The organism is Halomarina salina (assembly GCF_023074835.1).
GTDB classification, from domain to species: domain Archaea; phylum Halobacteriota; class Halobacteria; order Halobacteriales; family Haloarculaceae; genus Halomarina; species Halomarina salina.
On record NZ_JALLGW010000001.1, the window covers coordinates 28,786 to 47,861 of the forward strand.

At 67.6% G+C, this 19,076-nt stretch carries 21 protein-coding genes; 9 read left to right on the forward strand and 12 right to left on the reverse strand.

What is annotated here, in order from left to right; genetic code table 11:
- Window positions 1-62: 62 nt before the first annotated feature.
- The 3 genes from MX571_RS00150 to MX571_RS00155 all read right to left on the reverse strand — a co-directional run bounded on the left by MX571_RS00150 (window position 63) and on the right by MX571_RS00155 (window position 2,337).
- Window positions 63-1,412 (reverse strand): alkaline phosphatase family protein, encoded by a 1,350-nt coding sequence (locus tag MX571_RS00150; RefSeq protein ID WP_247413574.1) that lies wholly within the window; start codon window positions 1,410-1,412, stop codon window positions 63-65.
- 107 nt (window positions 1,413-1,519) lie between these two features.
- Entirely contained in the window at window positions 1,520-1,645 is a 126-nt protein-coding gene (locus tag MX571_RS22255) for a hypothetical protein (RefSeq protein WP_282594440.1), read from the reverse strand.
- A gap of 158 nt (window positions 1,646-1,803) precedes the next feature.
- Window positions 1,804-2,337: an inorganic diphosphatase gene (locus MX571_RS00155; protein WP_247413575.1), complete on the reverse strand. Its 534-nt coding sequence runs from the start codon at window positions 2,335-2,337 to the stop codon at window positions 1,804-1,806.
- Window positions 2,338-2,543: 206 nt separating this feature from the next.
- Here MX571_RS00155 and MX571_RS00160 point away from each other — a divergent pair, with 206 nt between their 5' ends.
- Complete coding sequence (locus MX571_RS00160; protein ID WP_247413576.1) at window positions 2,544-2,906, forward strand: PadR family transcriptional regulator; 363 nt, start codon at window positions 2,544-2,546, stop codon at window positions 2,904-2,906.
- A 33-nt stretch (window positions 2,907-2,939) separates the two neighbouring features.
- On the opposite strand, the gene MX571_RS00165 is transcribed toward MX571_RS00160, so the two are convergent.
- Together MX571_RS00165 and rnhA are read right to left on the reverse strand one after the other, a co-directional pair.
- Window positions 2,940-3,563, reverse strand: a complete 624-nt coding sequence (locus MX571_RS00165; RefSeq protein ID WP_247413577.1) for a DUF7108 family protein — start codon at window positions 3,561-3,563, stop codon at window positions 2,940-2,942.
- On the reverse strand, window positions 3,556-4,146 hold the full coding sequence (gene rnhA, locus MX571_RS00170; protein ID WP_247413578.1) for a ribonuclease HI: 591 nt from the start codon (window positions 4,144-4,146) through the stop codon (window positions 3,556-3,558). Before rnhA ends, MX571_RS00165 begins: the two co-directional genes overlap by 8 nt.
- Before the next feature lie 162 nt (window positions 4,147-4,308).
- On the opposite strand from rnhA, the gene MX571_RS00175 reads away from it, so the two are divergent.
- The 3 genes from MX571_RS00175 to MX571_RS00185 all read left to right on the forward strand — a co-directional run bounded on the left by MX571_RS00175 (window position 4,309) and on the right by MX571_RS00185 (window position 6,832).
- Entirely contained in the window at window positions 4,309-5,265 is a 957-nt protein-coding gene (locus MX571_RS00175) for a transcription initiation factor IIB (protein ID WP_247413579.1), read from the forward strand.
- A 146-nt stretch (window positions 5,266-5,411) separates the two neighbouring features.
- Entirely contained in the window at window positions 5,412-6,683 is a 1,272-nt protein-coding gene (gene nreA, locus MX571_RS00180; protein WP_247413580.1) for a DNA repair protein NreA, read from the forward strand.
- The gene (locus MX571_RS00185; protein WP_247413581.1) at window positions 6,680-6,832 is read left to right on the forward strand and encodes a hypothetical protein; all 153 of its coding nucleotides are present in this window, start codon (window positions 6,680-6,682) and stop codon (window positions 6,830-6,832) included. Before nreA ends, MX571_RS00185 begins: the two co-directional genes overlap by 4 nt.
- Before the next feature lie 101 nt (window positions 6,833-6,933).
- Here the strand turns inward: MX571_RS00185 and MX571_RS00190 are convergent, their stop codons facing one another.
- Both MX571_RS00190 and MX571_RS00195 read right to left on the reverse strand, forming a co-directional pair.
- Complete coding sequence (locus tag MX571_RS00190) at window positions 6,934-7,377, reverse strand: DUF302 domain-containing protein (RefSeq protein ID WP_247413582.1); 444 nt, start codon at window positions 7,375-7,377, stop codon at window positions 6,934-6,936.
- 217 nt (window positions 7,378-7,594) lie between these two features.
- Window positions 7,595-8,002, reverse strand: coding sequence for a DUF5789 family protein (locus tag MX571_RS00195; RefSeq protein ID WP_368408961.1), 408 nt, complete (start codon window positions 8,000-8,002; stop codon window positions 7,595-7,597).
- 72 nt (window positions 8,003-8,074) lie between these two features.
- On the opposite strand from MX571_RS00195, the gene MX571_RS00200 reads away from it, so the two are divergent.
- The 3 genes from MX571_RS00200 to MX571_RS00210 are packed head-to-tail and all read left to right on the forward strand — an operon-like array spanning window position 8,075 to window position 10,800.
- Window positions 8,075-8,512 (forward strand): DUF5788 family protein, encoded by a 438-nt coding sequence (locus tag MX571_RS00200; RefSeq protein WP_247413583.1) that lies wholly within the window; start codon window positions 8,075-8,077, stop codon window positions 8,510-8,512.
- Complete coding sequence (gene polX / locus MX571_RS00205) at window positions 8,509-10,284, forward strand: DNA polymerase/3'-5' exonuclease PolX (protein WP_247413584.1); 1,776 nt, start codon at window positions 8,509-8,511, stop codon at window positions 10,282-10,284. The genes MX571_RS00200 and polX overlap by 4 nt, the downstream gene beginning before the upstream one ends.
- Before the next feature lie 3 nt (window positions 10,285-10,287).
- Window positions 10,288-10,800, forward strand: a complete 513-nt coding sequence (locus tag MX571_RS00210) for a Mut7-C RNAse domain-containing protein (RefSeq protein WP_368408962.1) — start codon at window positions 10,288-10,290, stop codon at window positions 10,798-10,800.
- A gap of 60 nt (window positions 10,801-10,860) precedes the next feature.
- Here MX571_RS00210 and MX571_RS00215 read toward each other — a convergent pair whose 3' ends face one another.
- From MX571_RS00215 to lonB, 3 genes are all read right to left on the reverse strand, one after another.
- Window positions 10,861-11,763 (reverse strand): cell division protein CdpA domain-containing protein, encoded by a 903-nt coding sequence (locus MX571_RS00215; RefSeq protein ID WP_247413585.1) that lies wholly within the window; start codon window positions 11,761-11,763, stop codon window positions 10,861-10,863.
- 81 nt (window positions 11,764-11,844) lie between these two features.
- A complete protein-coding gene (locus tag MX571_RS00220; RefSeq protein WP_247413586.1) occupies window positions 11,845-12,855 on the reverse strand; it encodes a CPBP family intramembrane glutamic endopeptidase in 1,011 nt (336 codons plus the stop codon).
- Window positions 12,856-12,862: 7 nt separating this feature from the next.
- A complete protein-coding gene (gene lonB / locus MX571_RS00225; protein WP_247413587.1) occupies window positions 12,863-14,893 on the reverse strand; it encodes an ATP-dependent protease LonB in 2,031 nt (676 codons plus the stop codon).
- A gap of 168 nt (window positions 14,894-15,061) precedes the next feature.
- Between lonB and MX571_RS00230 the strand changes: the two genes are divergently transcribed.
- Window positions 15,062-15,586: a nicotinamide-nucleotide adenylyltransferase gene (locus tag MX571_RS00230; RefSeq protein WP_247413588.1), complete on the forward strand. Its 525-nt coding sequence runs from the start codon at window positions 15,062-15,064 to the stop codon at window positions 15,584-15,586.
- A 79-nt stretch (window positions 15,587-15,665) separates the two neighbouring features.
- On the forward strand, window positions 15,666-16,469 hold the full coding sequence (locus MX571_RS00235; protein ID WP_247413589.1) for an SAM hydrolase/SAM-dependent halogenase family protein: 804 nt from the start codon (window positions 15,666-15,668) through the stop codon (window positions 16,467-16,469).
- A gap of 81 nt (window positions 16,470-16,550) precedes the next feature.
- Here MX571_RS00235 and MX571_RS00240 read toward each other — a convergent pair whose 3' ends face one another.
- Window positions 16,551-17,342, reverse strand: coding sequence for an alpha/beta hydrolase (locus tag MX571_RS00240; RefSeq protein ID WP_247413590.1), 792 nt, complete (start codon window positions 17,340-17,342; stop codon window positions 16,551-16,553).
- Between the two features lie 141 nt (window positions 17,343-17,483).
- Window positions 17,484-19,043: a thermosome subunit alpha gene (thsA, locus tag MX571_RS00245; protein ID WP_247418395.1), complete on the reverse strand. Its 1,560-nt coding sequence runs from the start codon at window positions 19,041-19,043 to the stop codon at window positions 17,484-17,486.
- Between the last annotated feature and the right edge of the window lie 33 nt (window positions 19,044-19,076).

Here is a 19,076-nt window from a genome sequence, read left to right on the forward strand (position 1 = left end):
GCGGGTCAGGAACGAGACGAGACAGGGACGAAGCGAGCGTTCGGTCGGACGGGAGAACCGGTTCAGGCGCGGGTGAGACTGGAGCCGTCGAACGCGGTGCGGTCGTACTCCAGGTCCATCAGGTCGAGGAGCGTCGGGGCGATGTCGAGCAGGTCGGCGTCGCCGATGTGGACGTTCTCGTCGTCGACGAACAGGCAGGCGTTGTCGAAGCTGTGCATGCCGTTCCGCGGGCCGCTGGTGTACACCTCGCCGCCGTCCTTGAACCCGGCTTTGAGGTCGTAGCCGTGGTTCGGGATGACGACGAGGTCCGGCGCGATGTCGTCGTGTGCGCCGCGGAACGCGTCCTCCTTCGTGACGACGCGCTCGGCGACCTTCGAGCCGTCCGGCCCCTCCATCGCTTCGAGGTCGGCCTTCAGTTCGTCGCGCACGTCCTCGTACTCGTCTTCGGGGACGCTCCCGCGCGGTTCGCGGCCTTCGAGGTTGATGTAGAACCGGCCGGGGATGAGCGCGTAGGCGCGGGTGTCGTCGGAGATGTCGGCCAGCGAGTCGTGGTCCTCGCCGTCGAAGTCCAGCCAGCCGTTCTGGCGGAGCCAGGTGTTGTAGTGGACCTCGTGGTTCAGGCTGGTGAACCCGTGGTCGCTCGCGACGACCATCGTGACGTCCTCGGGGAGCATCTCGCGGAGCTTCCCGAGGTACTCGTCGACGCGCTTGTAGAACTCCATGAACAGCTCCTTGTCGTCGGTGTCGTCCTCGTAGTCCTTGAACAGGAAGTGGTTGACCCGGTCGGTGGTCATGAAGACGCCGAAGAAGAGGTCCCAGTCGTCCTCCTCGATGTAGTGGCTGAACGCCTCGAAGCGGGCGTCGAGCGTCTCGAACGCGTCGTCGATGAACTCCGACTTGTCCTCCTGGTGGCCGAGTTTGGAGTTCATGTCGATGCGGTAGCCGACCGATTCGAGCGTCTCGCGGAGGTCGTCGGGGTACGCCGCCTTCTCGACGCTCGGCGACAGGAAGCCGCTGACCATGCGCTGGACGTTGCGCTGTGGCGGGAACGTGACGGGGACGTTCATCACCGTCGCCTCGCGGCCCGCGTCGGTCACGCGATCCCAGAGCCGCGTCGCCTGCACGTCCCGACCCATGGGGACGTACGTGTCGTACGAGCCGTTCTCGCGGTCCTGGAAGCCGTAGACACCCGTCTCGCCGGGGTTGACACCGGTGGTGAGCGAGGGCCAGCAGGCGCTGGACTCGGGCGGGACGATGCTGTCGATAGCGCCAGCCGTGCCGTCGCGCGCCATCGCGGAGAGGTTCGGGAACTCGTCGGGGTTGTCGCTGACGAGGCTGTAGGGGACGCCGTCGATACCGAAGAAGGCGACGCGGGGGCCGTCACCGCCACGAAGCCGGTCGAACAATCCCATGGTAGGCCTACCACGACTAGGATACAAGAAGCTACCCCTCTCACACGCTGCCTACGGCTGGTACGCGACGGATAGACAGCGGCAGTCCGAGGGGGCTATCGCCGACGCTACTCCGTCTCCGCGTCGAGCGGGTCCGCCGACTCCGCCTCCAGTTCCTCGGCGGTCCGCGGCGGTCGCTCGAAGTTCTCCGGGACGACGGTCCGGTGGTGCATGCCGAACTGACGGGCGCTCATTACGGTAAACGCTACCGCATCTACGGACTAATAATTACCCATAATCATAACACATGTCGCTCGTGTGCCGACATTACCGGCAGGAATCTCCGGACCGGACAGGCGACGCTGGTCGGCGTATCGGGGAGAACTGTCGAGAAGAAACCGCCCTCGCCTGACTACCCGAAGTGCTCCTCGTAGAGGTCCTGTGCGTGCTCGATGGCGTCGTGGGCGGCCTGCTTGTCCTCCCAGCCGAGCGTCTCGACCTCCTTGCCCTTCTCCAGATTCTTGTACGTCGTGAAGAACTCGTCTATCTCGTCGAGGGTCTGCTGCTGGATGTCGTCGAGGTCGTCGATGTGGTCGTAGCGCGGGTCCTCCTCCGGCACCGCGATGACCTTGTCGTCCTGTTCGCCGTCGTCGTCCATCTTCATCAGGGCGACCGGGCGCGCCTCGATGACGCAGCCGGGGAACGTCTGGTCCTCGACGAGGACGAGCACGTCGAAGGGGTCCTCGTCGTCGTAGTAGCTCCGCGGGATGAACCCGTAGTCCGACGGGTAGTGGACGTTCGAGTGCAGCACGCGGTCGAGGACGACGCCGGGGATGTCCTTGTCGTACTCGTACTTGTTGCGCTCGCCTTTCAGGCACTCCACGACGGCGTAGATGGTCTCGGGCGCGTTCGGCCCCGTTTCCAGGTCTTCCCAGAGATTCGTCATCGTCGGATGTGCGCGCAACGGCCAAAAAGTACTTTCGGCACGGTCGTCACTATACTAACACGATATCTATCCATTCCGTAGTGTCTATAAATAGCGATTGTCTCTGCATAATTATGAATGGAAAACCCTTCGCAGTAAGGCGATATTGCTGACGAACACGTTATTGGTTGAGAAGTTTTAAATAGCGGCGTATCCTCCCCTCACTCATGTCAGAGGCACAGTCAGTAGCTGGCGACCCGGGCATCAGCCGCGAATTGACAGCGTTCCAACAGAATATCCTCGTCATCCTCGCCGAGGAGCCCCGATACGGGCTCGCTATCAAGCGAGAGCTCGAGGAGTACTACAACTCCGAAGTGAACCACGGGCGACTCTACCCCAACCTGGACGACCTCGTGGAGCTCGACCTCGTCGAGAAGAGTGAACTCGACAAGCGGACGAACCAGTACGCGCTGACCGAGGACGGCAAGCAGGCAGTCCTCGACCAGCTTCGCTGGGTGTTCTCGCGCTACGTCGTCGACGACTCGCGTGCGAGCGACCTGCGCGAACTCATCGACACCGTCGAGCAGTAGAGACCGACAGCGATTCCGTTTTTATCGCGCGCTTCACTCCCGAGCGACGGCCATCGTCTTCTCGACGGACTCCTCGACGACCGCCCGCTGGTCGTCGCTCGGCCACGCGTTGCGCGGGAAGTACTCCGCGAGGAACTCCGCGCGCATTCGGTCGGTCGCCTCCTCGATGGGTTTCAGGTAGTGGTTGCCCATGAAGTCCGCGAACGCCGCGGCGTTGTCGCCGTGGACGTCGCCGTGGCGCTCTCGGACCGCCGCGACGACGGACTGGTTGTGCGCGTCGACCGACTCCCAGTCGGCGTCGTCGGCCGGTTCTTCGAGCGGAACCTCGACCGCGCGCTCGGTGTCGTCGATACGCTCGACTCGCACCGACCCGTCCGCGACCCACTCGGCCGGGTGAAGGACCAGCACGTCGTCGTCACGTTCCCGCGCGACGAACGCGTAGTCGTCGAGGAGGTCGCTGCGCCTTTCGCGAGCGGCCGTCGCCTCGTCGGGGTCGACGGCGTCACGCGCGAGGCGCGTCAGGCGCTCCGCCTCCTCGACCACCGACTCCGGGAGTTCTGCCGAGTCGGCGGTCCCGTCGGACTCGTCGGCGTCTTCCGCGCCGTACTCGTCGTCTCGGTCGGTGCCTGCTGCCGTAGAGCGGTCGTCGTCAGTCATCGAGTGCGTCGTTGGCTAGTTCGTCGGCGCGGTCGTTTATCTCGCGCGGTACGTGTTCGAGCGACCAGTCGTCGAACTCGCGGAGCAGTTCGCGCACCCGGACGCGCTTCTCGCGGAGTTCGGGGTCGTTCGTGTTCCACGCGCCCTTCACCTGCTTGACGACGAGCTGGGAGTCGCCGCGGATCTGGAGGCTGTCGAACCCGAGGTCGGCCGCCGCCTCGAGGGCACGGGTGAGCGCCGCGTACTCCGCCTGGTTGTTCGTCGCCCGACCGATGGTCTCGCCCCCCTCGGCGGCGATACCGTCGCCCGTGACGATGACCCACCCGACGGCGGCGGGACCGGGGTTGCCCCGCGACGCCCCGTCGAAGTAGACGTGGGCACGGCCGCCACCGCCCTGGAGGACGCCGACGAGACGGGTCGGGTTCCCCCCCTGGACGACGACCTTGTCGTCGTAGGCGACGGCCGTCGCGCCCTCGTGGTCGGCCCGCCAGCGTTCGTGGTCGGTGTTGCCCTCGCGGACGGTCACGCCCGCGTCGACCAGTCGCGTTCGAGCCTCGTCTGGGTCGCACTCGATAACCGGCATACCCCGCGGTCTCGTGGGTGGAATGAAGTGGGTTGCGGTCGGCGGTGAAACCGCGGGTAAACTCCCCGTCATCGGCGCTCAGTGCCCCGATTCCGACCAGACCCTCGACACCCAACCGATGCAAAGTTTTAAATAGAGCTCCCGTAATACTATAAAAACGCGATGACACGGCCCACCCGTACTCGGGAGCGTGAGCAGGAGTCCGAATCGGAGCAGGAACAAACACGTGTGTGTCCGGAGTGTGGGTCGGACCACCTCGTGAAGTCGACTGACAGGGGGGAGCTGGTCTGTGACGACTGTGGCCTCGTGGTCGAAGAGGACAAGATCGACCCCGGTCCGGAGTGGCGGGCGTTCAACCACTCGGAGCGTCAGAACAAGTCGCGCGTGGGCGCTCCCACGACGCAGACGATGCACGATAAGGGGCTGACGACGACCATCGACTGGAAGGACAAGGACGCCTACGGTCGCTCTATCTCCTCGAAGAAGCGCAGTCAGATGCACCGCCTGCGCAAGTGGCAGGAGCGCATCCGCACGAAGGACGCCGGCGAACGCAACCTCCAGTTCGCGCTCAGCGAGATCGACCGCATGGCCAGCGCACTCGGCGTACCACGGTCGGTACGAGAGGTGGCGTCGGTCATCTACCGTCGCGCGCTGAGCGAGGACCTCATCCGCGGGCGCTCCATCGAGGGCGTCGCCACCTCGGCCCTCTACGCGGCGTGCCGCAAGGAGGGCATCCCGCGCTCGCTCGAGGAGATCTCGGAGGTATCGCGGGTCGAGCGCAAGGAGATCGGCCGCACCTATCGCTACATCTCCCAGGAACTCTCCCTGGAGATGGAACCGGTCGACCCCAAGAAGTACGTCCCCCGATTCTGTTCTGAACTCGAACTCTCCGAGGAGGTCCAGTCGAAGGCCAACGAGATCATCACGAAGACGGCGGAGGACGGCCTGCTGTCGGGCAAGTCCCCGACGGGCTACGCCGCCGCCGCCATCTACGCCGCCTCACTGCTCTGCAACGAGAAGAAGACCCAGCGCGAGGTCGCGGACGTCGCGCAGGTGACCGAGGTCACCATCCGCAACCGCTACCAGGAGCAGATCGAAGCGATGGGCATCCACTCGTAGCCGTCCAGTTCCGTTCCCGAGCGGTTTTCCAGGGTCACAGTTCCCGAGCGGCGGCACTCCGCGCCGTCGGTGAGGCGAGCGTCCTGCGTTCACTTTCACCGTGCTGGCGAGAGGTTGATACGCCGGTGGCTCCAGATACGAACCGAATGGACCTCGGCGAGTACTTCACGGAACTGGAGGAGGGGGAGGCGGCCCGCAAGCGCCGCCTGGCCCGCGAGAAGTCCTACGAGATAACGGAGTACCTCGCCGACGTCGAACAGCAGTTCGACGAGGCCGTACAGGGTGACTCGCTGTTCGGGTCGACGTCCCCATCCATCTTCGTCGGGCGGTCGTCGTACCCGGACGTGTCGGCGGGCGTGCTCGCACCCGTCGCCGACCCGGAGCACGCGGCGAACTACGAGACCAGTTCCGACTGGTACCGTTCGGGGTACACCATCTCGGACGTGTTCCAGGCGCGGACGAACCTGCTGAACTCCAACCAGCGGACGAACGTCCACGTCGCCGACGAGTGGGACGGGTTCACCGGCGTCCAGCGGGAGGTGGCCATCGCCGACCGACCGGTCGACGTGGAGGTCGGACTCGACGGACCGGTCGACATCGACCTCGACGTGACGCTGGAGGACATCTCCACGCCGACCGGCCCGCGCGCGACGGCCAAATCGGCGGAACTCACCGAGAACCCCCACGTCCCCCGCGCCGTCGAGAAGACGCTCTCGGACGACGACTGGCGCGCCGAGGGCGCGATGAACTACCTCTACAACCGCGGGTTCGACGTCTACGATATCAACACCATCCTCTCGGCGGGCGCGCTGGGAGAGACCCGCCAGCGGAAACTCGTCCCGACGCGGTGGTCCATCACCGCCGTCGACGACACCGTCGGGAAGTTCCTCCGTGGCTCCATCCGCAACGCCCCCAGCGTCGACGAGACGAAGGTATGGTACAACGAGTACCTGGGGAACCACTTCTGGGTGATACTCTCGCCGGGCGACTGGGAGTTCGAACTGGTCGAGATGAAGGCACCGGGGAGCATCTGGAACTGGAAGGACGGCGACTACCTCGTCGGGTCGGACTACGAGAACAACCAGGGTCGCAGCGCCTACGTCGAGGAGACGGCGGGCGCGTACTACGCCAGCAGACTGGGCGCGCTGGAGTATCTCGCCGACGAGGGACGGCAGGCGAAGGTGCTCGTCCTCCGCCACGTCTCGGAGGACTACTGGGGACCGGTCGGCGTCTGGCAGATTCGCGAGTCGGTCCGCAACGCTTTCTCCGAGGGCGAACCCGGCGTCGCCGAGACGTTCTCCGACGCCGTGACCGAGATCGCCCCGCGGCTCCCCATCTCGATGGACCGACTCCGGCGCACCTCCGAGATGGCCGCCGGACTCCAGTCGAGTCTCGACGACTGGGGAGCGGGCGGATGAGCACCGTGATGGCGGGGGTCTGGAACGCGGTGACGCCCCTGCTCGTCACCGGCACGGACCTGATGATCGTCGCCCTGCTCGCGTTCGCGTGCTTCGGCCTGCCGGGCATCGTGCTCATGCTCTACTTCCAGCACCGCTCGGACGACTGACCTGCTCCCGAGTCCCGTTCGTCGACGGGTCAGGAGTGAGCGCGACAGAACCGACTATTCCGGAGAGCGTCGAGACGACCGGGACGACTGAATCTGAGTCGTCAGGCGGTGTCGAGTCCGGCGAACGCCTCGTCGACCATCGCGCCCGTGTCGCTCACGAGGTCGGCCCACTCCTCGGAGTCCGGCGCGATACCGACGAGCCGCCCGACGCGCATGATGGAGAGGTGGTACACCTGCTGGACGCCCGGTTCCTCCTCCCAGACGACGACGTTGCACGGCATCAACCCGCCGAGTTCCATGCTCATGTCGAGCGCCCGGTCGGCCATCTTCGGGTTGCACGCACCGAGCACATAGTACGGGTCGCGGTCCGCGTCGACCTTCTCGTTCAGGAGTTCGGACGGCGAGAACTCGACGGGGACGCCGAACCCGGCGTCGGTGAACACCTCGCGGACGTGTTCGACGGCGTCGGCGTGGTCCATGTGGAGCGTCGCACGTTTCTCGCCGATGTCCGCGGCGTCGACGTCGCTCGGGTCGATAGGTAACACGGTCTCGGATGTGGGTGGGAGAGAGAAGGCGTTTACTCCTCACGGGTCGCTTCGCTCCCCGTTCGGTTCTCGGAGATTCTCACTCGCTATGCGTGGCGACAGAGTCGCCACGACATCCGGTTGCGGGCCGCTGGCCCGCAACCCGCTCGCTCCGGAAGACTCGCTAGCGAGTCTTCCGTGCTCCCGCTCGTTTCACTCGCGGGAACTCCGAATCTCCCTACTCCTCGGAGTCGTCGACGGCCGCGTCGGTGTTCTCGCCGTCCGTGGTCACGCCCTCGGCGTCGGCGGCACCGTCCGGAGCCTCGGTCTCGTCCTCGGCATCGGTGTCACTGTCCTCGCGCTCGTGCGTCGGCACCGGGCCGGTTCCGACGATTCCCTCGACTGTATCCCGGAGGTCCTCGGAGGCGGAGAAGTACGTCTCGTCGGTCTCACCGAGCACCGACTCCATCGTCCGGGGACCGTCCGGCGTCCGGATTTCTTCGTCCCCGACGCGGCGGAGGACCTCCGACTTCGGGATGCCGAAGTGGAGACGCGAACTGATGCGTGCGAGCGGTGCCCCGTCGACCGCGGGTCCGTCGCCGAGTTCCACGACGGGCCCCTCCGCTTCTTCCTCGTCGTCAGCCATGTCGGAAGGTGCGACAGGCCTCGGGGTATGCCTTTCGTTTGGGCTTTTGTCCTCGCGCCCCGAACGACGCGTATGAAGGAGTTCGAGCGAAAGGGACTGCTCGAACGCGTCGACCGCGAGGGGGCCACGGTCGGCGCGTCCATCCCCGAGACCATCGAGGTCCAGGGCGAGGAGATAGCGCTACGCGAGTTCGTCTTCGAGATTCAACGCCGGGAGACGGTCCCCGCGGGCGAACGCGAACGGGTCGACCGGGCGAAGAAGAACCTCCGGCGCGAGCGTCTCCAGCGCCGCCAGCGACTCGAAGAGGCCGACATCAGCTACGAGGAGGGCGAGGAGATAGTCGGGTCCATCGTCGGCATCGAGCGCGCGCTCTCGGCGCTGGAGAACCTCGGGGCGACCGACATCGAGCGCGAGGCGAAGGCGAGCGAGGCAGCCGACAAGAAACGCTGGATGAAGTTCCTCCAGCAGGCGCTCGGCCGCGACGGGTCGAGTTCGCGAGGTGGCCGATGAGCGACCGTAGCGGCGGCAGCGACCGCAGCGTCCGCAACGACGAGCTCGCCGGACTGTTCGAGGAGTTCGCCGACCTGCTGGAGGCCCGCGACGTCGAGTACAAACCCCGCGCGTACCGCCTCGCCGCCGAGAACATCCGCGACCACCCCGAGAACGTCGCCGAGATGGCGCGCCAGGGCGGCGAGGAGCGCGTCGGCGAGATAGACCGCGTCGGCGACGCCATCGCCGCGAAGGTCGTCGAGTACGTCGAGACGGGCACAGTCGAGGAACTGGAAGAGGCTCGTGCGGACCTCCCCGTCGACATGGCCGGCCTGACGAGCGTCGAGGGGGTCGGCCCGAAGTCCGTCGCCAGCCTCTACGAGGCGCTCGGGGTCGAGGACCTCGACGACCTGGAGACCGCCGCGCGCGAGGGGCGCATCCAGGAGGTGTCGGGGTTCGGGCCGAAGACCGAGGAGAACATCCTCGACAACGTCGACTTCGCGCGACAGACCCAGCAGCGCCAGTTGCTCGCCGACGCCCGCCCGCTCGCGGAGGACGTGCTCGCCCACGTCGAGACCATCGACGCCGCGAACCGCTGGGAGGTCGCGGGGTCGCTCCGGCGCTGGCGGGCGACCATCGGCGACGTGGACGTGCTGGTCGCCAGCGAGGACAGCGAGGCGGTCGTCGACGGGTTCACCGACTGGCCCGAGGCGGACAGCATCATCGAGGCCGGAACGAACAAGGCGAGCGTCCGCTCGCGGGGCATCCGCGTCGACCTGCGCGTCACCGACCCCGAGGAGTTCGGCGCGGCGCTCCAGTACTTCACCGGGAGCAAGGCCCACAACATCCGCGTCCGTGACCGCGCCATCGACCGCGAGCTGAAGGTCAACGAGTACGGCGTGTTCGACGTGAGCGACGTTGAAGACCCCGATTCGGGGCAGCGCGTCGGTGAGAAGGTGGCGGGCCACACCGAGGAGGAGATGTACGAAGCCCTCGACCTGCCCCTGATTCCGCCCGAACTCCGGGAGGACCGCGGCGAGGTGCAGGCCGCCGCCGACGGCGACCTGCCGGACCTCCTGACCACCGAGGAGATTCGCGGCGACCTGCACTGCCACACGGAGTGGTCGGACGGGCGCAACACCGTCGCCGAGATGGTCGCCGGCGCGGAGGAACGCGGCTACGACTACGTCGCCATCACCGACCACGCGACGGGACCGGGGATGGTCGGCGGCGTCGGCGTCGAGGACGACGATCTGGAGGACCAACTGGCCGAGATACGCGAGGTCGACGACGGTTCGGACATCCGCGTGTTCGCCGGCGTCGAAGCGAATATCGACAGCGAGGGCGAGATATCGGTCCGCGACTCGCTGCTCGAACGGCTGGACTGCGTGGTCGCCTCGCCGCACTCCTCGCTCGACGGCGACGGAACCGACCGCCTGGTTCGCGCCGCCGAACACCCCGACGTGAACGTCGTCGGCCACCCGACCGGCCGCCAGTTGAACCAGCGCCCCGGCCTCGACCTGGACGTGGGCGAACTCGCACGCGCCGCCGCCGACGCGGGGACCGCTCTCGAAGTGAACGCCAACCCGAACCGCCTCGACCTGCGCGGCGGTGCAGTCAAGGCGGCCATCGACGCGGGCGCGACCATCGCCATCGACACCGACGCCCACCGCCCCGAGCGCTTCGACCTGATTCGGTACGGCGTCCACACCGCCCGCCGTGGCTGGGCCGAACGCGACGACGTACTCAACGCGTGGTCGCTCGACGATGTGGAGTCGTTCCTCGGTCTGTAGTCCGTGCGCCTCCTGCTCGACGTGATGTGTGGCGGGCTGCGGAGCTACCTGCGGATGTGCGGCCACGACACCGTCTACGCGCTGGACCGTGACGACGAGCGCGAGGCCGCTGCCTCGGAGTGCGAGGCCGCCGCCTCGAAGCGCGAGGCCGCCGCCTCGAACAACGACGCGCTCCTGGAACGCTCCGAGGGGGAGGACCGCACGCTCGTCACGCGGAACGTCCAGTTGGCGGGGCGGGCGAGCGCGTCGATGCTCCTGCGCGAGCGAGACGTCGTCCACCAGCTGGGCGAGCTCCACGAGGCAGGCGTCGACCTGACGCTCGACGAGACGCCGACGTACTGCGGTAGCTGCAATGGTCTACTGGAACGCGTCGCTCCCGAGGAACCGACCGCCGAGTACGCACCGGACCCACGCGACGAGCGCGTCTGGCGCTGTGTGGACTGCGGCCAGCAGTTCTGGAGGGGCAGCCACTGGGACAGCGTGCGCGAGACGCTCGACGTCGTTCGCGCGTCGTAACATCGGAGAGAATCGGAGCGTCCGAAAACGGCCAGGACAGTATGGAGCGGAGCGGCTGCGTCAGTTGTTCCGTTCCCACTGCGGGCACGGCTCCATGTCGTCCATCAGCTCCTCGTGTGCGCCGCAGTACGGCTGGAGGCCGTCGGCGGTGCGGACGTAGCGGAAGTGGGTGCACGACCCGCAGTAGCGGTCGGTGGCTTCGGGGCCGGCGTCGCCACCTGCCACGGGCGTCCGCGAATCGGGCGGCGACTCGCCCGACGAACGACCTGACTGCTCGGAAGACGGCGTCGACACCGAGGGGGATGCGGTGGTGCCGCCGTCCGAGCGCGCGTTCGAGCGCTGCGGGGCGGTCTGGGTCTCGACGTTGCCGTCGGGGTCCTTGCCCAGGAGACCGACGCCACCCATTCCACCGATGGAGCCGAGGCCGCCCAGCGAGGAGAGTTCGGAGCGGTCGACCTCGACGACGCGCGTCTCGCCCTCCTGCGTGATCTCGAGTTTGACGGTGCCGCCGGGGTCGTTGCGCGTTTTGAAGTTCGCGACGCCGGTGAACAGACACCAGAACGTGACGACGACGCCGACGACGTAGACGGCGATGGTCTGGAACATGTAATCGAGGTCGTCCATCAGCCAGTTGTTCGGGTAGCCAGCGCGGAACATGAGGACGGCGACGACGGTGATAGCGGCCCCGGCCGCCGCTGCGACCTTGACGAAGCGACTGGACGGCAACACGGCGAGGATACCGAGGAACACCGCCGGGACGCCGAGGCCAGCGAGCGTGAGACCGAGTTCTCGCGCACCCTGCCAGTCGAGTCCGAACACCGTCTCCCCCGACCCGGTCGTCCCGAGCACCATCCCGCCCAGGACGAACGCCACGCCGACGACGAACAGCGCGACCCCGAGGTACAGCCGCCGGAGGTTCGCCCCGCCAGCGCCCCCGTTGTATACCTCCGTGAGGCTGGTCATGCCGGGCCTTGTCACTCTGCACACAAAGCTCTGCGTCAGACGGCCGTCCGACGAAGCCGTCGGCGACTGACCGGCAGTGGCTCAGTGCCACTCGACGCCGAAGTAGCCCCCGAGGACGAACTCCAGCGCGTTGACGAGGTAGTGGGCGACGACGACGGCGAGCAGGCTGTTCGTGAGGACGAACGTCACCGCGAGAACGAACCCGAGGACGCCGGTGACGAGGACGCCCATCCGTCCCTGCGCGCCGTGGCCGACGGCGAACGCGGCCGAGGACGCCACCGCGAGCAGCCACGGCGAGAGGCCGTAGGCAGCGCCGAGGACGCCGACGAGCGCGCTGCGGAACAGCAGTTCCTCGAACCCCGCGATGAGCGGGAGCACGGCGACGAGCAACACGCCCCACCCGCCGCGGGAGGCCGGCGTGAGCATCTCGCGCAGTGACTCGTCGTACTCGAAGCCAGCGGCGGCCGACGCCGCCGCGCCCGCCGCGTTGGCGGCGTAGAGCGCGAGACCGACGCCGACGCCGACGCCCAGCGCCGGGAGACCGGTCGAGAGCGGGTCGCCGAGGTCGATACCGAGCGCGGGCAGCGGGATGCTCGTGTAGAACGCGCCGAAGACGAGCAGCGCGCCGAGCACGCCCTGCGACAGCGCGACGTTGACGAGCAACGCCGCGGTCGGCAACTGGTCGGAGCCGTCGAGTCCCCGGAGCGTCCGCTCCGCGGGTGAGGGACCGTCGGGGTATCGCCCGACCTCCAGCGGCGCGAACTGCGCGTCGTGGTCGACCGTCGCCGTGGTGTCGAGCGCCGACGGCTCCGCACCCGGTTCGTCCGGTCGCTCTCCGCGCTCGATACGCTCTCGGGGGGTGGCAGCGTCGTCACCCCAGGCGTCGGTGTGACCGTACCGTCGCTCGTCGCGAGGGTCGCTGGATGCGTCGCTCTCGGGGACGGTCGGTTCGTCGCTCGCAGGAACGTCGGTCGGGTCGGAGGGTGGGTCGCCGGACGGCCCGCCGACGGCGCTCTGTGAGAGTCGTGCGAGCGAGAGGAGGAGAAACAGGACGACGGCCGTCAGACCGACGAACGTCGCCCAGTCGGGCATCGAGGGGTTACTGCGGGCTCGGGCTGCCGCGGCCCGGCGAGCCGGAGCCGGATTCGAGCGCCTGTCCGGTGATGTTCTTCAGGCGGTCGACCAGCGAGTCCTTCTCGGGTTCGCCCGCCAGCGCCACGTCCAGCACCTCGCTGATGTGGCTGACCGGGATGATCTCGATCTGGTCCTTGTACTCGTCCTCGATCATCACGTCCTGCTGGTTGGCGGCGGGGATGATTACCCGGTCCATCCCGGCCTTCGCGGCGGCTTCGATCTTGTACGTGACTCCACCGACGGGGAGCACGTCGCCACGGACCGACAGCGAACCGGTCATCGCGACCGACTGGTCGACCGGGATGTTCTCCAGTGCGCTGATGACGGCGGTCGCCATGGTGACGCTCGCGGAGTCACCGTCGACACCCTGCTGCCCGGCCTGCACGTACTGGATGTGGATGTCCTTCTTGGTGATGTCCTCGTCGGAGAACTTCTTCAGGATGGCCGAGACGTTCATCACCGCCTCCTGGGCCATCTCCTTCAGCTTCCCGGTGGCGATGACCTCGCCGGGACCCTGCGAGGGAGCGACCTCGGCCATGACGGGCATCACGACGCCCGAGTCCTGGCCCATGACGGCGAGACCGTTGACCCGACCGACCACGTCGCCCTCTGCGACGGTCATATCGTAGTCCTTGCGGCGCTCGATGTACTCGTCGGCCAGCTGCTGCTCGATGGAGCGGCTGCGGCGCTTGGCGCGGAGCACGTGGTCGCGCGTCGTGAACTCGGCGTCCTCGGCACGGGCGATGTCACCCGCGACGCGGACGAGGCCACCGAGGTTGCGCATCTCCAGCGTGAGGTGGCCCTTCCGGCCCGCGCGGCGCTGTGCCTCGAGGATGAGCTCCTCGACGGCCTCGCGGTCGAAGTGGGGCAGGCGGCCGTCCTTCTCGACCTCCTGAGCGATGAACCGGGCGTACTTCCGGCGCATCTCGGGCGTGTCCTCGATGGTGTCGTCCATGTACACCTCGTACCCGTACCCCTTGATACGGGAACGGAGTGCGGGGTGCATGTTCTCCATCGCGTCCATGTTCCCGGCCGCGACCATGACGAAGTCCGTCGGGACGGGTTCGGTCTGGACCATCGCGCCCGAGGAGCGCTCGGACTGGCCCGTGATGGAGAACTCGCCCTCCTGGATGGCCGTCATCAGCTTCTGCTGGGAGCGGATGTCGAGCGTGTTGATCTCGTCGACGAATAGCACGCCCTTGTTGGACTTGTGGATGGCACCGGCCTCGACGCGGTCGTGGCTCGGCGTCTCCATCCCACCCGACTGGAACGGGTCGTGGCGGACGTCGCCGAGCAGCGCCCCGGCGTGTGCGCCCGTCGCGTCCTCGAAGGGCGCGGTCTGGTGGTCCGCGTTGTTGACCAGCAGGTTGGGAATCATCGCGTCGCTACCCCGCGAGGAGTAGCGGAACGCGAGGTAGATGACACCCGCGGCGAGGATGCCCAGGAGAACCGTCTGCTCGATGAGCAGCGCGTAGCCGAGGACGATGGCGATGATGATCCACATGAGGAAGCTGCGCATCTGGTTGCGCTTCCGGGCCTCCTCCTTGTGGGCCTCGACTATCTGTTCACCCTTGCCCGCGGGGACGGTGCGAATCTTCGGCTCGTTGCCGTCGTCGGGGTTGTGGTAGACGAGGACGTCCTGCAGCTCCTCGCGGGGGAGGAGCTGACTCATCGCTTTCGCGAGCATCGACTTCCCCGTACCGGGGGAGCCGATCATCATGACGTGGCGGCGCTGTTTGGCCGCCTTCAGGATGATGTCGCGTGCGTGGTCCTGCCCGATGACCTGATCGACGAGGCGGTCGGGGACCTCGATGTCGGCGGTGCTATCTATCTGTAGCCCCCCGAGGAGGTCGTCCGTCGAATCTTCGTCGACGACCATGTCGGCGGAGACGTCGCGCCCGAGATCAGGCTCGGTCCCCTCCGGTTGTTGCTGGTCGGCCGGGAGTTCGACCTCCCCATCCTCCGAGGGAACCTCGTCTGCGTTGTTGTCGCTCATAGAACCGTTGCTATCACCACAACTGACGGGCTGTCGATTGATATACTTTCTCCCATCGGTACCCGTTGACACACCCACGAAACCGCACCACAGCGGTCGAATAGACCGACATCCATGGTGCCCGGGTGGGTTCGGAGTGCTTATTAAACGAGCGCGACTGGAGCGAGTATGTTGCGGGGGTGCTACATCGGTCGCTTCCAGCCGTACCACGACGGCCACCACCGCATGGTCGAGGAGATCGCCAGCGAGGTGGACGAACTCGTGCTCGGCATCGGGAGCGCCGACCAGTCACACACGACCCACGACCCGTTCACCGCCGGCGAGCGCATCATGATGATAACGAAGTCCGTCTCCGACCTCGACATCATCACCTACGCCGTCCCGCTGGAGGACCTGAACCGCAACGCCGTCTGGGTGAGTCACGTCCAGAGCATGTCGCCGAAGTTCGACATCGCCTACTCCAACAACCCGCTGGTCATCCGCCTGTTCGAGGAGGCCGGTATCGAGGTCCGCTCCTCGCCGATGTTCCGCCGCGAGGAACTGGAGGGCTCCGAGGTCCGCGAACGCATCCGCACCGACGGCGACTGGGAAGCCCTCGTCCCCGACGAGGTGGTCGACATCGTCGAGGAGATAGACGGCGTCGACCGACTGCGACAGGTCTCCCAGAGCGACTCGAACGGCCACGGCCTCTGAGACGCACGGCGACGACAGCGCCACCGCTTCCGGGTCCCTTCCGATTCCGTTTTCCCCCCTCGCGTCAGCAGTGTCGAGCATGATAACGCTCGCGTCGGACTTCCAGACGCCGTATCCCGCCGCGATGCGCGGCGTGATTCTCGACCGCTGTGACGCCCGCGTCGTCGACGTGGCCCACGACTTCCCCCGTCAGGACGTCCGCGCCAGCGCGTTCTGGTTGCGCGAGACCCTCCCGTGGTTCCCGCCGGCGGTGCACTGTGCCGTCGTCGATCCAGGGGTAGGCACCGACCGGGCAGCTATCGTCGTCCGCGTCGGCGACCACGCGCTCGTCGGCCCGGACAACGGCCTCCTCCTCCCGGCGGCACGGGAGCTAGCGGACAGGACCGACGCCGCCGTCGAACCGTTCCGCTGGCGCGTCGCGGACCCGGCGAGTTCGACGTTCCACGGCCGGGACGTGTTCGCGCCCGCCGCGGCCGCCGTCCACGAGGCGGGCGTCGAGCGCGTCGAGTCGCTCGACCGCGCGACGCCGACCGAGGAGTTCGTCGACCTGCGGTTCCCCGACCCGGAGCTTGGCGACGGGACACGGGACGGCGACGGGACGGGTGCGACCGGCGAGGTGCTCGTCGTCGACGGGTTCGGCAACGTCGTGACGAACCTCCCCGGCGACCTGCTGGACGGTCACGAGACGGTCCACGTCGAGGCGAGCGGGAGCGCCAGCCGTTCGGTACCAGTCGCGCCAGCCTACGCCCACGTCGAGGCGGGCGACGCGCTGGCGACGGTGGGGAGCCACGGGAACGTCGAACTCGCGGTCAATCGGGGCCGCGGCGACGAGGCGTTCGAACTCGACGTGGGCGACGGCGTTCGACTCGCGTTCGAGGACTGAGTGCCGACGACGGGGTTCAGGGCGCGAGTTCGGTGTGATGTCGTCGGCACTGTCACGCTCTTCTCGCTGGTGGTTCCCCCTCTACACCGCCGAACGGGAAACGGTCGCGTTCGTGGTCAGGTCCCCGGTGCTATCATCCAGCCAGGACGACACCGCTTCGGCGATTCGCTGGCGTGCTTCGGTGCTGGCTATCGTTCCAGGTCGGTCCACCTGCCCGCTGTAGACGCCGACCTGGGTGTGGTTCGCCCCCTCGACATCGACGAACTCGGCGTCGTCGGGGACGAGGTCCCGCGAGGCAGCGAGCGCGTTGCGGTTCACGATATCGTCCCGCGTCCCGACGACGGTCAGCACGTCGAGGTCGGTGTCGCGCACGTCCACGTCGCAGTACGCGCCGACCAGGACCAGGCCGTCGAGTCGGTCGGCGGCCCCCTCGGCGTACCGGCAGGCCATCGCGCCACCGAGCGAGTGGCCGCCGACGTACCAGCGGTCGACCTCCCTCTCACCAGCGAACACGCTGTCCGCCGCGTCCACGTCGAGGACGGCCAGGTTCAGCGGCACGTCGACGAGGAAGACGGCGAGACCGGTCTCGTTCGCGATAGCCCCGGCGAGCGGGACGTACGCTCGGGTCGGGACGAGCGCGCCGGGGTAGAACACAAGACCGTCGGTCGATTCCCCGTCGCTGGGGTGGACGGTGTATCCCGTATCGGTCTGCTCGACGGTGAGCGCCGGAGTCTCGCGGACGGCGTCGACGGCACGCTCGTCGACGGGATACGGCTGGACGAGGAAGAGGCCCACACTGGCGAGCACGACGAGCAGCGCCACGACCCAGACGACGAGTCGTTCCCCGTTGCGGGCGAACCACGCGCGAATCACACCGTCGCTACTCGCGCGGGGAGCATGAAGGACGCGGCGCTACAGGCGATGGAAAAGGCGAGAATCGGGGGAGTCGACGCGCGACGGGCCTCGCGGCTTCGCCGCTCGACTCTCCGCGGTCGCTGCGCGACCGCGCTCTGCTCAGTTGGAGGCGATGACGTCGTCGATACGGACGATCATCGTCGCGGCCTCGGTGGCGCTCTCGATGGCCTCGCGCTTGACGGCGGCGGGGTCGACGACGCCGGCCTCGATGGGGTCGCCGACCTCGCCGGTCTCGCCACGGGTGACGAGGCCAGCGCGGTGCTGGCTCTCGAACGTCGAGCGGAGTTCGACGAGCGCGTCGATGGGGTCCATGCCGGCGTTCGCGGCGAGCGTGCGCGGCAGGACGTCGAGCGCGTCGGCGAACGCCTCGACGGCGAGCTGTTTGCGGCCCGTGATGGAGGCGGCCTCGCTGCGGAGGCGGTCAGCGATGGCGATCTCGGTCGCGCCAGCGCCGGGGACGACGCCGCCCTTGTCGAGCGCCGCGGTGACGACGTCGAGCGCGTCGTTGAGCGCGCGTTCGAGTTCGTCGACGACGTGCTCGGTGCCGCCGCGGGCGAACACGGTGACCGTCTCGGCCTCCGCGCCGCCCTCGACGAACGTCAGTTCGTCGTCGCCGTACTTCTCGACGCGGACGAGGTCGGCGTGGCCGAAGTCCTCGCTGTCGATGTCGGAGAGGGTGCCGATGCGCTTGGCACCCGTCGCGCGGGCGATGGCCGTCGCGTCGTCGTCGTCGATGTCGTCGAACGCGAGGATGCCCTCGCTGGCGAGGAACGAGGCGACGCGGTCGTCGACGTCGCCCGTGACGAACGCGACGTCGACGCCGGACTCCTTGAGCGTGTCCGCGTAGCCGCGGAGTTCGCCCTCCTCGGCGTCGATAGCGGCCTCGAGCTGGTCGATGTCGGTGATGTTGTACTCGGCGTCGATCTCGCCCTCGCGCACTTCGAGGTCGAGGTTGAGGACGGCGATGTTGGCGTTCTGGACCCGGCGCGGCATGTTCTCGTGTGCGGGCTCCTCGTCGGCGACGACGCCCTCGACGAGGTCGGTCGCGCTGGAGCTAGAGCCGACGCGGGTGCGGACGGTGACGTTGTCGCGCTGGACCTTCTCGCCGTCGTGGACCTGACGGATGGCCTTCACGACCGTCTCGGCGAGCGGGCCGGCACCGACGTCGCCGGTGCCCTTCCCGGTCATCGAGGACCTGGCGACCTTCTGGAGCAGGTCGTCGTCGAGTTCGTCCTCGACGAGCTGGTCGTCGATAGCCTCCTGGGCGATCTGAGCGGCCTCGTGGTAGCCCTCGACGATAGCGGTCGGGTGGACGTCGTCCTCCAGCAGGTCCTCGGCACGGGCGAGGAGTTCGCCGGCGAGGACGGAGGCGGTCGTGGTGCCGTCGCCGACCTCCTCCTCCTGTGTCGTGGCGACCTCGACGATCATCTGGGCGGCGGGGTGCTCGATGTCCATCCGCTCCAGGATGGTCGCCCCGTCGTTCGTGATGGTGACGTCGCCGGAGTCCGAGACGAGCATCTTGTCCATCCCGCGCGGGCCGAGTGTCGTTCGTACCGCGTTGCTCACCGCCTTCCCGGCAGCGATGTTCGAGGACTGAGCGTCCTGCCCTCGGGTTCGCTCGGAGTCCTCCGAAAGGATGAACATCGGCTGACCGCGCATCTGTTGAGCCATAATCAGTCGGGACATGGTTTG

Coding starts and splice junctions, on each gene's coding strand:
- MX571_RS00150 (WP_247413574.1), bottom strand. CDS start 1,412: ATGGGATTGTTCGACCGGCTTCGTGGCGGTGACGGCCCCCGCGTCGCC.
- MX571_RS22255 (WP_282594440.1), bottom strand. CDS start 1,645: ATGAGCGCCCGTCAGTTCGGCATGCACCACCGGACCGTCGTCCCGGAG.
- MX571_RS00155 (WP_247413575.1), bottom strand. CDS start 2,337: ATGACGAATCTCTGGGAAGACCTGGAAACGGGGCCGAACGCGCCCGAG.
- MX571_RS00160 (WP_247413576.1), top strand. CDS start 2,544: ATGTCAGAGGCACAGTCAGTAGCTGGCGACCCGGGCATCAGCCGCGAA.
- MX571_RS00165 (WP_247413577.1), bottom strand. CDS start 3,563: ATGACTGACGACGACCGCTCTACGGCAGCAGGCACCGACCGAGACGAC.
- rnhA (WP_247413578.1), bottom strand. CDS start 4,146: ATGCCGGTTATCGAGTGCGACCCAGACGAGGCTCGAACGCGACTGGTC.
- MX571_RS00175 (WP_247413579.1), top strand. CDS start 4,309: ATGACACGGCCCACCCGTACTCGGGAGCGTGAGCAGGAGTCCGAATCG.
- nreA (WP_247413580.1), top strand. CDS start 5,412: ATGGACCTCGGCGAGTACTTCACGGAACTGGAGGAGGGGGAGGCGGCC.
- MX571_RS00185 (WP_247413581.1), top strand. CDS start 6,680: ATGAGCACCGTGATGGCGGGGGTCTGGAACGCGGTGACGCCCCTGCTC.
- MX571_RS00195 (WP_368408961.1), bottom strand. CDS start 8,002: ATGGCTGACGACGAGGAAGAAGCGGAGGGGCCCGTCGTGGAACTCGGC.
- MX571_RS00200 (WP_247413583.1), top strand. CDS start 8,075: ATGAAGGAGTTCGAGCGAAAGGGACTGCTCGAACGCGTCGACCGCGAG.
- polX (WP_247413584.1), top strand. CDS start 8,509: ATGAGCGACCGTAGCGGCGGCAGCGACCGCAGCGTCCGCAACGACGAG.
- MX571_RS00215 (WP_247413585.1), bottom strand. CDS start 11,763: ATGACCAGCCTCACGGAGGTATACAACGGGGGCGCTGGCGGGGCGAAC.
- MX571_RS00220 (WP_247413586.1), bottom strand. CDS start 12,855: ATGCCCGACTGGGCGACGTTCGTCGGTCTGACGGCCGTCGTCCTGTTT.
- lonB (WP_247413587.1), bottom strand. CDS start 14,893: ATGAGCGACAACAACGCAGACGAGGTTCCCTCGGAGGATGGGGAGGTC.
- MX571_RS00230 (WP_247413588.1), top strand. CDS start 15,062: ATGTTGCGGGGGTGCTACATCGGTCGCTTCCAGCCGTACCACGACGGC.
- MX571_RS00235 (WP_247413589.1), top strand. CDS start 15,666: ATGATAACGCTCGCGTCGGACTTCCAGACGCCGTATCCCGCCGCGATG.
- thsA (WP_247418395.1), bottom strand. CDS start 19,043: ATGCGCGGTCAGCCGATGTTCATCCTTTCGGAGGACTCCGAGCGAACC.